Here is a 14,492-nt window from a genome sequence, read left to right on the forward strand (position 1 = left end):
AACCATAGGCCTGTTCTATTTAATTTCAAATTTATTCAACTATTTCTTTAATTCTACCTAGGCCCTTCTTAATATTTTCCATAGAAGTTGCATAGGATAATCTAATGTATTTATCATCACCAAAAGCAATTCCTGGTATAACTGCTACTTTTCCTTCCTCTAATAATAGCTTTGCAAAATCTAAAGATGAGTTAATAGTTATTCCTTTTACTGTCTTACCTAAAAGTTGAGTATAATTTACCATTATATAGAAAGCACCTTTAGGTTTTCTACAACTTAGTCCTTTTATAGAGTTTATGGTATCTGCCATGTAGTTTCTTCTTTCTTCAAAATGTTTCTTCATATCTTCCACACTACTTTGATCTCCTAGTAATCCTTCTACACTGGCATATTGAGACATGGAACATGGATTAGATGTAGTATGGCTCTGTAGGTTGCTCATAACCTTTATTATGTCCTCATGAGCTGCTGTATACCCTATTCTCCATCCAGTCATAGCATAAGCTTTTGACATTCCATTGATGACTATCGTTAAATTTTTAATATCTTCGTTAAATGAAGCAATACTTATATGTTTTTCACCATCATAAACTAATCTTTCATAAATTTCATCAGATATAACAAAAATATTATTTTTTACAGCCCAATCTGCAATTGCTTTTAGTTCTTCTTCACTATAAATACTTCCAGTAGGATTGCTTGGACTATTTAATATAATAGCTTTTGTGTTATGTGTAAGTACATGATCTAAGTCAGATATTGTAAATTTGAAGTCATTTTCTTCTTTTGTTTCTATATATACTGGATTTCCGCCAGATATTTTTATTAATTCAGGATAGCTAACCCAATAAGGAACAGCTACAATTACTTCATCTCCTGGATTTAATATTGCCATTAAAGTGTTATATATAGAATGTTTTGCACCACTAGATACTATAATATTGCTAGGTTTATACTCCAAATTATTTTCTTTATGTAATTTTTCACATATAGCTTTTTTAAGTTCTACAATACCTGAAGCAGGGGTATATCTAGTAAGTCCCTCTTCTATTGCCCTAATGCCCTCTTTTTGTATGTTTTTAGGGGTATTGAAGTCTGGCTCACCAGCTCCGAAACTTACTACATCTATACCAGCATCTTTCATAGCTTTAGCTTTTGCAGTTATTTCAAGAGTAACTGATGGAGAAATTTCTAAACCTTTTTTTGATAATTTAAAATCCATGTTAATACCTCCAGTTAAGTATTTTTATAATTTTATCTATAGATTAAAATTTTTCTTTATATATATCTTTTAACACATTTTTAACAATATGTAAAGAATCTTCGAAGGTCGATTTATACTGTAGTAAAATAACTTTATAATGCCTATAGCCTTCGTCTGTTAATTTATACCTTCTAATAGATCTTTTATCGGGTTCTTCCCACCATCCATCTATATATCCTTCCTGTTCTAATTCCCTAAGTAGCGGATAAACCATTCCAGGGCTAGGTTCCCATTTGTTATCTAACCTCTCCTTTATTTCATCTATAATTTCGTTTCCATAATAACTTCTTTCATTCAATAAGTGTAGTATATATAGCTTAACAAAAGAAGTAGTGCTTATTTTAGAGGGAAACTGTCTTTGTCTTTCTCCTTTATAAATACTCAATTATATCCTTCCTTTCATTTGTGGAATATCATCTAAATTAACATAATATTTTCCAAGCAAAGTATCTCCGTGTATTATATCTCCATGGCAGTCTGATCCCCCTGTAATTATCAAATTGTTATCCTTAGCAACTTTTAGTAAGTATAAAACATCTTCTTTTTTATGTTTAGAATGAATACATTCCAGTCCGTTAATACCTTTAGAAATACAGTATTTAATGATATCCTTATTTTTAAGTAAACCAGGGTGAGCTAAAACTGAAATACCTCCAGATTTTTTTATTAAATCAATGGTATCCTCTATTGCTATCTTATATCTTTCAACATAAGCAGACTTACCTCTGTCTAAATATTTTTCAAAGGCTTCTTTAATAGTCAAAACATATCCTTTCTTTATAAGAGCTCTTGCTATATGAGGTCTGCCAATATAATCTTCTCCGGAAAAAGCTTTTACTTCCTCTATGGTTAAATCCATACCTAAATTATTTATTTTTTCAACAATTTCAAGACCTCGTGTGATCCTTGAACTTCTTAATTTATCTGTAATATCTATTATATCAGATAAATCATAATTAACGAAATAACCTAGTATATGGACTTCTTCATTCATAAATACAGAGCTGAATTCAATTCCTGGTATTACTTTAAAATTTTTATATTTTAAGCTATGATTAATTCCTATTTCAATTCCCGTTATAGTATCATGATCCGTTATGGCTATACCATTTAGACCTTTACTTACTGCTAAATCCACTACTCTTTCTGGACTTAATATTCCATCAGAATGGTTAGTGTGTACATGTAAATCAAAAATCACATTCCTCATCTCCTTAATATACATAGTATTGCCATAATCATAAATAATAAAAAACCTGCCATGACCTGGCAGGTTTTTTAAAAGCTATCTTGGTTCAACAATTAATTTGATAGCGGTTCTTTCTTCACCATCTATTTCGATGTCTGTGAAGGCTGGTATACAAATAAGATCGATTCCACTTGGAGCAACGAATCCTCTTGCAATTGCTACTGCTTTAACTGCTTGATTTAAAGCACCTGCCCCAATTGCTTGTATTTCAGCAGCACCTTTTTCTCTTAGAACCCCAGCAAGTGCTCCTGCAACAGAATTTGGACTTGATTTTGCTGATACTTTTAATACATCCATTAAAATAGCCCCCTCTAACTATATTTTTAAATATATTCTTTTATTTATATACTTTATTCTACAGACAACTTAAAAATCCTCTTTTATTTGGAAAATTTTTATTATTTTTTTGTAAATTTATCCAAAATTTATTCTAAAGTGCTATTTTGCATATTCAATAGCCCTAGTTTCTCTTATAACATTAACTTTAATTTGACCTGGGTAATCTAATTCAGATTCTATTCTCTTAACGATTTCCCTTGCAGTATGAAGTATTTGATCATCATTAATTTCTTCTGGTTTAACCATTATTCTAACTTCTCGACCTGCTTGAATAGCAAAAGATTTTTCAATTCCTTCGAAGGAATTAGCTATTTCTTCAAGTTTTTGTAACCTTTTTATATAAGCCTCTAAAGTTTCTCTTCTTGCACCTGGTCTGGCTGCTGATATAGCATCTGCAGCTTGTACTAATACCGCTTCTACAGTTTGTGGCTCAATATCTCCGTGATGAGCTGCAATTGCATGAAGAACTTCTTTAGATTCTTTATATCTACGAGCTAAGTCAACACCAATATCAACATGAGGTCCTTCTATCTCGTGATCCACTGCCTTACCAATATCATGTAGCAGGCCTGCTCTCTTAGCTATCTTTACATCAGCACCTAATTCTGCTGCCATTACACCAGCTAAATGAGCTACTTCTATAGAATGTCTGAGAACGTTTTGACCATAGCTTGTTCTATATTTAAGCCTACCTAAAAGCTTAATAATTTCTGGATGAAGACCATGAACTCCTGCTTCAAAAGCAGCTTGTTCTCCTTCTTCTCTTATTATATTATCAACTTCTTTTTTAGCCTTGTCTACCATTTCTTCAATCCTAGCAGGATGTATTCTTCCATCTACAATTAACTTTTCAAGAGCAATTCTTGCCACTTCTCGTCTAATAGGATCAAATCCTGATAAAACTACAGCTTCTGGAGTATCATCAATAATTAAATCAATTCCGGTTAAAGTTTCTAAAGTCCTAATATTTCTACCTTCTCTACCAATTATTCTACCCTTCATTTCATCATTAGGTAATGGTACAACAGTTACTGTGGATTCAGCAACATGGTCAGCAGCACATTTTTGTATTGCTACTGAAATAATTTCTCTAGCTTTCTTTTCAGCTTCTTCTTTAGCCTTGTTTTCCATTTCTTTAATCATGATAGCAGATTCATGGATAATTTCTTTTCTAATATCATTTAATAATAGCTCTTTCGCCTCTTCAGAGGTTAGACCAGAAAGTCTTTCTAATTCTAACACTTGTTTCTCATAAAGTTCATTAATTAAGTTCTCCTTTTCTTCTAATTCTCTTCCTTTTCTTATAAGGAGATCTTCTTTCTTTTCTATTGAATCGCTTTTCCTATCAATAGTTTCTTCTTTATGAAGTATTCGCCTTTCTAGCTTTTGTAACTCATTTCTACGCTCTCTGTTCTCTTTCTCAACTTCACTTCTCAATTTATGAATTTCTTCCTTTGCTTCAAGAAGAAGTTCTTTCTTTTGAGTTTCACCATCTCTCTCTGCATCTTCAACAATTCTTTTAGCTAATTCTTCTGCATTATTTATTTTACCTTCGCCTATAGTCTTTCTAATGTAATATCCAGCGAAAATTCCAAAAACTGCACCAAGAATTACAAATAAAATTTCAATAACGACGCACCTCCTATTCTATTTAATTATCAAGTTCCATACTACATTCGCATTTTCTCAATAAAAATATAAACCGAATATTTTCGGATTTATGGAGTCTACACTATACGTTTGTATGGCTACATACGCTTTAATTTTATTACTTTTACATAATAATGTCAAGATGTAATTAGGTGGTCACCTTATGAACACTAGTTTCAGACCCTTTTAGTTCAACTCTATAAGCATTAGTACCAATAGAAGAAAGATGTTGATTATGAGTTACCATTATAATCTGTCTATCAAACATTTCTGAGGTTTGTTTTAAAAAATCCGCTACATTAAAAATAAAGTCTTCGCTCACATGCTTTGCAGGCTCATCTAAAATAACAGGACCTTCTATTCTAGGCTTGTGAATTTGAAGAAAAGCTATCCTCAAAGCCAGAGAAATTATATCTACAACGCCTCCACCTCGAGATAACTCTGGTTTAGTTTTTATAATAGTATCTTGAACTTCATTTATAACATAAAATTCCGCATTAGCTTTACCCCTTAGCTCATCAAGTTCTATAATGAATTCTATGTCAGATTCGAAAACATACTGTAAACACTTAGTAACCAATGTTTCAATTTGTTTTTTAGCTTGCTCCCTAGCAAATTCAGAAGTTTTCTGAAATAACATACTAACTTTTTCAAGAAGTTCTATATCCACATTTATTTTTTCAACAATTTTTTTATTTTCTTTTATCTGTTCTAGTATTTTATCTCTTTTACCTTCTTCTCTAGATATAAATTCTTTTAACTGTTCTAAACAGCTATCTAACTCCTGTATATCTTTTATCATTTTATCCCTTCTTTTCTATTAGATCTTTAGGAAGCAAGGCATTAGCTTCTTTGAAAAGATCGTCTATTTCCTTTGTTAAATTTTCTATTTCTTTTTCTAAATCCTCAGGATTTACCCCTAAACTGTTTAGTTCCTTTATAATTTCTTCTTGCTGCTGATTTAATTGATCCAATCTAGCTTCAGCTCTATATTTTAAAGATTTAGCTTTTTCTAAGTTATCTTTTAAAATATTTAATTCTTTTTCATAATCCATAACAGCACCCTCCTAGTCATAATGACTTATTATATGATTAATCGTATCGTTATCAATATTACTAAAACATAAAGGACATATCTCCAATTTTATCAATATTTCTCTATATTCTTCTAAAGACTTTTTTATTGTTTTATTTAATTTGCCTATATTTATATTCTCCTTAGATTTTTCCAGACCAATAGATTGATAACTGTTAACTATGACATCTAACTTCTTATATTGATCTATTTTATTCTTTAGATTAGTATATATAAGGCCTATATCATCAACATTCTGGAGTCTATCTATGTATACCTTGCCAATTGATATACTTTTCTTTGACTTTTCTAATTTTTCTTGTATTACATTTAATTTTTCTAGTTTATTTAACTTGTTCTGAAAATCTTTTACTTTGAGTTCTACATTTTCTATTTGGGATAATTGATTTGATATATTTTTATATTTAGATATTTCTCCATTTCCTTTACTAAACTTAATCTGTAGCTCTATCATTTTTTCTCTTTTATTGTTAAATAAAGGAAGTTTTTCAATATTTACATTTGCTTTATCTATATTTTTTAAAGCCTTAATAATTTCAAAACTTTCATCTTTTTGTTTAATAATCTTATTCAATCTATTATGTTGACTATCAATATAAATATACTTTTTAATAACAGTAGATAATTGCTTAACTAAAATTTCTACTTCTCTAATTCCAATTAGCTTGTTAAGATATTCTTTAATTAAATCTATTTCCTTCTTTGTATCATTTAAGTCGTTTAATATAGATTTTAACTTATCTAACTTATTGTTTTTTTCTACAACTTTATTTCGCAACAATTCTATTTCTTTAGCTTTCTTAATTAAATCATCTAGATATTCATATTGTTTTAGATCTTCTTCTAGATTATTTATATGTTCATCAATGTTTTTCTTATTAATAGATAAGTTTCTATTATCCCTTAACGTATCTCTTAAAGCAACATCAATAATATTAACTCCAACCAGTCTACCTATAGCACTAGCTCTAGTTGAAGTTTTTTCAGATAATAAAAAAGGACCTTCTAATTGTTCTCCAATATTTATAGAATTAGACTGATCACTATCTAATAAAATTTTCTTAATCCCTGTTTTGTCAATAATTTCTTGTGGAACAGTAGTCCCAAAACCTTCAAAAATGGTTTCTTTACCTTCTCTGTCGTAAAGATAATAAGAATTTTTACTTTTACTCCTATATCTTTTAATTTTAGTACCATCATTAAATATCAAAGTAACACTACAATCCTTTTCACCTTCTCTAATAAAATAATCTCCAGAAGGCTCATTATAAAGAGCCCATTTAATTCCACGAATAATTGCACTTTTACCATTATCTGAAGGGCCAACAATAACATTTAAATGCTTATCCAGATCTAAAGTTGTATTTTTATGAGACTGGAAATTTTCTAAGATTACTTTTTTAATATATACCATTTATTACTCATCTCCTAAGCCTTTCATTTGAGATAAGGCAATTCTTCTTAAAGCTTCCCTTTTTACATCTTCAGAAACTCCTTGGGCATTTGATACTTCTATTAATACATCATTAATATCCATTTTTTCAAAGTTGAGAGCTGCATCTATCGTCTGTTTAAATTCATACATTCTTTCATTTTTATAAATATGTCTTTCTATCTCTTCTCTATCTAAGACTTCTCCTCCTGGAGCAGCAGTTTTTAAAGGTATTAACTCTATTTTTATTTTATCCGTTAAATCAATTAATACTACTTGAGGTATTCTTTCTATTTCTCTTAGACTATTGGTTATCCTAACTATGCTGCCAGGATTTATAAAATATTTTTCATCTATTTTAACAACACCAAATCCTGAATGATAATGACCTGATAAAGTAATATCTGCTTTTGTATCCTTTATGTCTTCTATTAAAGTATAAGGAATACCTTTAACAAAAGGTTTATTCAATAGCATCCCATGAACCATATGAATTGAATAATCAATATTTTGATCTACTTCATCTAATAAATAATAACTTCTATTAGAAACGTCATCAACATCATATACATACGGTTGACCAGTTAATTGAACTTTAATATTATCTTTTTCCAGAAATACTTTTTCTTTAGTTCCAATAATTTTCACTACTCCTAAAGCATTAAGTAAACCTAGCATCGTTCTATTTATAGTCTCAGGATTATGACCATAAATATCATGATTTCCACTAACTATGTATATAGGAACTTTAATATGATTTAAAATTTTAGCAAATCTACTTACTATAGAAATAGAAATATCAGGTCTATCAAATAAATCTCCCCCATGGAGTACATAATCCACTTGATAAAGATTTATTATATCACATATCTCTCTAAACTTTTCTTCCAAAGTGTCAACTAATACATCTTTCCGATTTTTAGGGGTAGTTCCTCTAATATGGGTATCTGTGAAGAACAATAGTTTCAAAATAAACACTCCTAACGTTAAACCTCCTTATAGAATAAGGAGGTTACTTGGTTTTTTTATCTTTCTCCTTAGAATCATCATTAGCTTCATTGGAGTTAGTATTGTTTTCAATTAATCCAAACTTCTGGCGAATCTTCAATTCAATTTCCAAAGCAACTTCAGCATTTTCTTTTAAAAAGTCTTTTGCATTTTCCCTTCCTTGACCTAGTTTATGCTCATTATAACTATACCAGGATCCAGATTTATTAATAATTTCCGCAACTACGCCAGTATCTAAAATATTCCCCTCTTTAGAAATTCCCTCACCATACATTATATCAAACTCAGCTTGTTTAAAGGGAGGAGCAACCTTATTCTTAACAACTTTAACTCTAGTCCTATTGCCTATCATTTCATCTCCTTGTTTAAGAGTTTCTATTCTTCTAACATCTAACCTTATACTCGAATAGAACTTAAGAGCTCTACCACCAGTAGTTGTTTCAGGATTTCCAAACATAACTCCTACTTTTTCTCTAAGTTGGTTTATAAAAATAGTAGTAGTATTGGATTTGTTTATAGCTCCAGCTAACTTTCTTAATGCTTGGGACATAAGTCTAGCTTGGAGACCTACATGACTATCTCCCATTTCTCCCTCAATTTCTGCTTTTGGAACAAGAGCAGCGACAGAATCTATAACTATTACATCTACAGCACCACTTCTAACTAAAGCTTCTGCTATTTCTAAAGCTTGTTCTCCTGTATCTGGTTGAGAAACTATTAAATTCTCTACATCCACTCCTAGCTTTTTAGCATATCCAGGATCAAGGGCATGTTCAGCATCAATAAAAGCAGCTATACCTCCAGTTTTTTGAGCTTCAGCAACTACATGAAGAGCTACTGTGGTTTTACCAGAAGATTCAGGTCCATAAATTTCAATAATTCTACCTCTAGGTAATCCGCCTATTCCTAACGCTATATCTAAATCTAAAGCTCCAGTGGGAATAACCTCTATATTCATTTTAGTATTTTCACCTAGACGCATTATGGAACCTTTTCCAAAATCTTTTTCAATTTTACTTAAAGCTACTTCTAAGGCTTTCTTCTTTTCATTTATATCAACCATAATATTCCAGTTAAACTGGATTCACCCCTTTCACTTATTCGAACGTAAGTTCTAGATACATTTTATAATATATTTCTTATTAAGTCAAATAATTAATTTAATAAAAGATTCCTAATTTCAGCAAAAGATCTAGTCGTAGTTCTATTCTGTATAGATTCCCTATCTCCATTAAAATTACATTTCAAAACTTTATTTTTAGTTTTAGTTGCTATGCCTATATAAACTAATCCTACAGGCTTTTCTTCACTGCCACCCGCTGGTCCTGCTATACCAGTAGTAGATAACACTAGATCTAAATCACCTTTCTTTAAGAGACCCTCTGCCATTTCTAAAGCCGTTTCTTTGCTTACAGCCCCGTATTGTTCTAAAGTTTCTTTCTTGACTCCTAATTCTTCTATCTTTGATTTATTACTATAAGTAACTATTGTTCTATCCAAGACTTCAGATGCACCTGGTATTCTAATAAATCGACTACTGATTAATCCTCCAGTACACGATTCACAAAATCCAACTTTATAACCTTTTTCCTTTAATAGCTTAAATACTGTCTCTTCAATTGTTGTATTGTCAAATCCATAAATATAGGTTCCAACTTTATTTTCTACTTTTTCTATAACTTTATTTAATCTTTCTTCAATAAAATCTTTACTTTGACCTTTAGCTATAATTTTTACTTCTACTTCTCCCTCTTTTGCATAAGTAGCAATGGTTATATCTTTCTCATTTAAAATAATATCTTTTATTTCCATTTCTAAAGCAGATTCTCCAATTCCAATGGTATTTATAGATTTAGTAATAATAAAAAAGTCTTGCATTATTATAGGTCTTACATATTTCTCAAACATTATCTTCATTTCTTTTGGAGGTCCAGGAAGCATGATTATCTTTTTATTATCTTTTGATATATAGACTCCCGGAGCGGTACCTATTTCATTAGCAATAAATCTCCCGCCTTCTGGTACCAAAGCTTGCTTTTTATTATTTGTAGGCATAGGTCTGTTTAAGGAATTAAACATATTTTTTATATTATCTTCCATTTCTTTGTCTTTAATTAATTTTAAACCCAAAGTTTCAGCGATAATCTCTTTTGTTAAATCGTCATCTGTAGGACCTAATCCACCAGTAGTTATAATTAAATCAACTCTTTTTAAAGCTATCTTAAATACTTCTTTTATCATATCAGCATTATCTTCAACAGATGTATGATAAGAAACTTCTATTCCATTCTCTAAAAGTTTGGTAGATAAATATTTGGTATTGGTATTCAAAATGCTACCTGTTGTTATTTCAGTCCCTATAGAAATTATTTCTGCTTTCATAATTTCATCTCCTACTATTTTTCTCCTATTCTTAAAACATGCTTATTTTTATAAATATAATCTATTCCAGATATGATAGTAAAGAACAAAGACACATAAAGCATTATTAAATCAAAAGGTAAACTAATATAACTAAATGGAAAATTATTTATAAGTAAAGCAATTATAGCGATTAATTGGGTGATGGTTTTAAATTTTCCTAAAGGACTAGCAGCTATAGTGATACCTTCTGAAGCAGCAATAACTCTAAATCCAGTGATAGTAAACTCTCTAGCTATAATAACTACTACAATCCATCCAGGAATTTTTCCTAGCTCAACTAAGGATATCAGAGCAGCTGAAACCAGCACTTTATCTGCCAATGGATCAACAAATTTTCCAAAATTAGTAACCATATTTCTACTTCTTGCAATATAGCCATCTAAAGTATCTGTTAATGATGCAATAATAAATATTGCAGCTGCAATATAAGTACTATAGGCAGAGTCCAAATAAAATACTACCATAAAAACTGGAACCAATAAAACTCTTATTAATGTTATCTTATTGGCCAAATTCATAATCCATCTCTCCAATCAAGTCATATTCTAGATAGTCCGTAATTTTTACTTTAACAAAACTTCCTAGTTCTAATTTATTATTAGCAGTTACATAAACTACACCATCAATTTCAGGACTATCCATATAAGATCTACCTATATAAACATTATCCCCAACTTCTTCTTCAATTAATACTTCATATAATTCACCTACATTTTTACTCATTAAATCTTCGGAAATATCTTTTTGAATTTCCATAATTTTATCTCTTCTTTGAATTTTAATATATTCTTCTATTTGGTTAGGTAATTTATAAGCAGGAGTATCTTCTTCTTGAGAATAAGTAAATACTCCTAATCTATCAAATTTAACCTGAGATACAAAATCATATAATTCTTTAAATTCTTCCTCAGTTTCTCCTGGAAAGCCTACAATAAATGTTGTTCTAATGACTATCTCTGGAATTTCTTCCCTCAATCTTTTAATTAATAAAACAATATCTTCCTTTGAGGTTTTTCTATTCATTCTTTTTAATATTTCATTATTTATATGTTGTAGAGGAATATCTACATATTTCAATACTTTATCATTGTCTCTAATAGCAGATATTAATTCATTACTAAAGTTATCTGGATATAGGTATAATATTCTTATCCATTTAAGATCTTCTACTAAATTTAATCTATCCAATAATTCATTTAGATTATAACGATTATACAAATCTATGCCATAATCGGAAGTATTCTGGCCAATTAATATGATCTCTTCTACCCCATTACTTACCAAATATTCAACTTCTCTTACGATGTCTTCTATTTTTCTACTTCTATATTTACCCCTTAATTTCGGTATAATACAATAAGTACAAAAGTTATTACATCCTTCAGATATTTTTACGTAGGCAGTTTTTGAGAAATTAATTCTTTTAACTTCTTCCAAATAATCTACATCTACGTTACCCACTTTAGTAATCTTTTCTTTCTCTAATTTCTTAATTACATTCACTATCTCTTTAACATTACCAGTACCTATAATTCCATCTACTTCTTCAATTTCTTCCATTAGCTCTTTAGAGTATCTCTCTGCAAGGCAACCTGATAGAATTAGATACTTACAATCTCCTTCTTCTTTATATTTAGTCATTTCCCAAATAGTTTCAATAGATTCTTCTTTTGCCATATCTATAAATCCACAAGTATTAACTATAATTATCTCTGCCTCTTCTAAATTGGAAACTATTTCATAATCACTTCCTTTAAGCAGACTAGTCATCAGTTCTGAATCTATTTCATTTTTTGAACATCCTAAGGTTACTATAGATACTTTTTTAAAATTCATTCTTTATCTCTCCTTAAACATTGAATCAAACTCATCTTTTGAAACCAACACTTTTCGTGGTTTGCTGCCTTCATATCCTCCAATTACTCCTCGTTCTTCCATTTCATCTACAATTCTGGCTGCCCTAGCATATCCTATTCTTAATTTTCTTTGAAGTAAAGATATGGAAGCCTGTCCTTCTTCTACTACTAGATTAATGGCTTCTGGCAAAAGTTCATCACTATCATCTAAGGCAATTTCTTTAGGATTTTGTATTACCTCAATTATATCCTCATCATACTCAGTAATATTTTGATCCTTTAAATAAGTAACAACTCTTTCTACTTCTTCATCACTAATAAAAGCTCCTTGAAGTCTAGAAGGCTTTGAATAGAAAGAAGGATAAAAAAGCATATCTCCTTTCCCTAAAAGTTTTTCTCCTCCAGCCATATCTAGTATTGTTCTAGAGTCAACTTGTGAAGATACTGCAAAAGAAATTCGAGAAGGTATATTAGCTTTTATAGTTCCTGTTATGACATCTACAGAAGGTCTTTGGGTAGCAACGATTAAATACATACCTGCTGCCCTTGCCATTTGAGCTAATCGACAGATATAATCTTCTATTTCTTGAGCAGCAACCATCATTAAATCTGCCAATTCATCAATTACTATTACCATCATTGGAAGTTTTTCATCATCACTATCCTTAATTTTATTATTATAGGAAGTAATGTCTCTTACGTTATTTTGAGCAAATAATTTATATCTTTTCTCCATTTCTTCAACAGCCCAGTTTAAAGCAAATGCAGCTTTTTTAGCATCCGTAACTACAGGTATTAATAAATGAGGAATACCATTATAAATACTTAATTCTACTACTTTTGGATCTATTAAAAGTAACTTTACATCGTCTGGTGACGACTTATACAAAATACTCATAATAATAGTGTTTATACAAACACTTTTACCAGAACCCGTAGCACCAGCTATAAGTAGATGAGGCATTTTATCAATAGTAGATACTATAGGCTTTCCAGATATATCTTTACCTAAAGCTAATGGTATTTTTGAATCAATAGATTCATATTCATCCGAGAGTAAGATTTCTTTTAATACTACATTATCTTTCATTTTATTTGGTACTTCGATGCCTACAGCAGCTTTACCTGGGATAGGAGCCTCAATTCTAATATCAGAAGAAGCAAGGCTTAATGCAATATCATCAGATAGAGAAACGATTCTGCTTACCTTTATTCCCGGCGCTGGTTGCAACTCATAACAAGTTATTGTTGGACCTTTGTTTATTTGAATTATAGTTGCATCAATACCAAAATTTTTCATAGTTTCTTCAATAGTTTTAGCATTGTGCAATATTTCCTTTTTATCACTACCATCTTGCTTAATATCAGGAGACTTTAGCAAATTCAAAGGTGGAATACTATAGCTATTAGTATGGCTTTTACTTTGTTTAATTTTTATTTCTTGCTCAATAGATTGTACTTCTTTGGTAGTGTTATTGTCTTTATTTAAAATTTTAGGTTCATTTTTAGTATAATCTAAGATCTTTATATCCTCTTTAGAGATTTCCAATAGATCTTCAGGCTTTAATTTATTTTTTTCGGGTTTTCTCTCAACAATACGGGGTTTCTTCTCAACAATACAAGGTTTATTAAACTTTATCTTATTTATTCTCTTAAAAATTTCTTTAAGTTTTATATCTGTAAGTATTAATATGCTTATAATTGTAATAAAAGAGATAACTAAATAAGTTCCTATGGGACCAAATAATTTATTAAAAAAATACCCAAAAAAACTTCCAATAATTCCTCCACCTTTGCCAAGCTCACTTAACTCAATAGAAGCATTGATTTTATTTATAAATCCTGTAGCTTTAGGATTCCTTACATCAAGAATTATTATAAAACATAAGAAAATTAGTAAAAGAAAGCCAGATTTCCCTCCTTCTTCTACGTTGAATCTATTAACAATAAACAATATGCCTATAGTAATAATACATAAGGGGAAAAAGTAACCTCCAAAACCCATAAGGGAAAAGATGGTTCCCCTTAAAACAGAACCAACGATCCCCATCTTAGAACTAAACAAACTTACCATAGAAAGTATCCCTATGGCAATTATCGCTACTCCAAATATATCCTTATTATATTCTCTTTTACTGTTCTTTTTATTAATATTTTTCTTTTTTTTACTCAAG

At 30.0% G+C, this 14,492-nt stretch carries 14 protein-coding genes; all 14 read right to left on the reverse strand.

All coding sequences use genetic code 11. From position 1 onward, the window contains the following. Nucleotides 1-31: 31 nt before the first annotated feature. A complete protein-coding gene (locus tag KQI42_RS06425; RefSeq protein ID WP_216517936.1) occupies nt 32-1,222 on the reverse strand; it encodes a pyridoxal phosphate-dependent aminotransferase in 1,191 nt (396 codons plus the stop codon). 43 nt (nt 1,223-1,265) lie between these two features. Continuing rightward, nucleotides 1,266-1,649: a PadR family transcriptional regulator gene (locus KQI42_RS06430; RefSeq protein ID WP_216517937.1), complete on the reverse strand. Its 384-nt coding sequence runs from the start codon at nt 1,647-1,649 to the stop codon at nt 1,266-1,268. Continuing rightward, nucleotides 1,650-2,465, reverse strand: coding sequence for a PHP domain-containing protein (locus KQI42_RS06435; RefSeq protein ID WP_216517939.1), 816 nt, complete (start codon nt 2,463-2,465; stop codon nt 1,650-1,652). Nucleotides 2,466-2,549: 84 nt separating this feature from the next. After that, the gene (gene spoVS, locus KQI42_RS06440; RefSeq protein WP_072744385.1) at nt 2,550-2,810 is read right to left on the reverse strand and encodes a stage V sporulation protein SpoVS; all 261 of its coding nucleotides are present in this window, start codon (nt 2,808-2,810) and stop codon (nt 2,550-2,552) included. Nucleotides 2,811-2,951: 141 nt separating this feature from the next. Beyond that, the gene (gene rny, locus KQI42_RS06445) at nt 2,952-4,481 is read right to left on the reverse strand and encodes a ribonuclease Y (protein WP_216518207.1); all 1,530 of its coding nucleotides are present in this window, start codon (nt 4,479-4,481) and stop codon (nt 2,952-2,954) included. Between the two features lie 169 nt (nt 4,482-4,650). Further along, on the reverse strand, nt 4,651-5,304 hold the full coding sequence (locus KQI42_RS06450; protein WP_216517941.1) for an AAA family ATPase: 654 nt from the start codon (nt 5,302-5,304) through the stop codon (nt 4,651-4,653). A gap of 1 nt (nt 5,305) precedes the next feature. Next, complete coding sequence (locus KQI42_RS06455; protein WP_216517943.1) at nt 5,306-5,557, reverse strand: hypothetical protein; 252 nt, start codon at nt 5,555-5,557, stop codon at nt 5,306-5,308. A 12-nt stretch (nt 5,558-5,569) separates the two neighbouring features. Further along, on the reverse strand, nt 5,570-7,012 hold the full coding sequence (locus tag KQI42_RS06460; protein WP_216517945.1) for an AAA family ATPase: 1,443 nt from the start codon (nt 7,010-7,012) through the stop codon (nt 5,570-5,572). Between the two features lie 3 nt (nt 7,013-7,015). Beyond that, a complete protein-coding gene (locus KQI42_RS06465) occupies nt 7,016-8,008 on the reverse strand; it encodes a metallophosphoesterase family protein (RefSeq protein ID WP_343231654.1) in 993 nt (330 codons plus the stop codon). Between the two features lie 34 nt (nt 8,009-8,042). Continuing rightward, nucleotides 8,043-9,101, reverse strand: coding sequence for a recombinase RecA (gene recA / locus KQI42_RS06470; RefSeq protein WP_216517950.1), 1,059 nt, complete (start codon nt 9,099-9,101; stop codon nt 8,043-8,045). A gap of 92 nt (nt 9,102-9,193) precedes the next feature. After that, nucleotides 9,194-10,420 (reverse strand): competence/damage-inducible protein A, encoded by a 1,227-nt coding sequence (locus KQI42_RS06475; RefSeq protein WP_216517951.1) that lies wholly within the window; start codon nt 10,418-10,420, stop codon nt 9,194-9,196. Between the two features lie 14 nt (nt 10,421-10,434). Beyond that, nucleotides 10,435-10,980: a CDP-diacylglycerol--glycerol-3-phosphate 3-phosphatidyltransferase gene (gene pgsA, locus KQI42_RS06480; RefSeq protein ID WP_216517953.1), complete on the reverse strand. Its 546-nt coding sequence runs from the start codon at nt 10,978-10,980 to the stop codon at nt 10,435-10,437. Beyond that, the gene (gene rimO / locus KQI42_RS06485; protein ID WP_216517955.1) at nt 10,964-12,298 is read right to left on the reverse strand and encodes a 30S ribosomal protein S12 methylthiotransferase RimO; all 1,335 of its coding nucleotides are present in this window, start codon (nt 12,296-12,298) and stop codon (nt 10,964-10,966) included. Before rimO ends, pgsA begins: the two co-directional genes overlap by 17 nt. Nucleotides 12,299-12,301: 3 nt before the next feature. After that, entirely contained in the window at nt 12,302-14,491 is a 2,190-nt protein-coding gene (locus KQI42_RS06490; protein WP_246566188.1) for an FtsK/SpoIIIE family DNA translocase, read from the reverse strand. Nucleotide 14,492: the final 1 nt, after the last annotated feature.

The organism is Tissierella simiarum (assembly GCF_018917865.1).
GTDB classification, from domain to species: Bacteria; Bacillota; Clostridia; order Tissierellales; family Tissierellaceae; genus Tissierella_C; species Tissierella_C simiarum.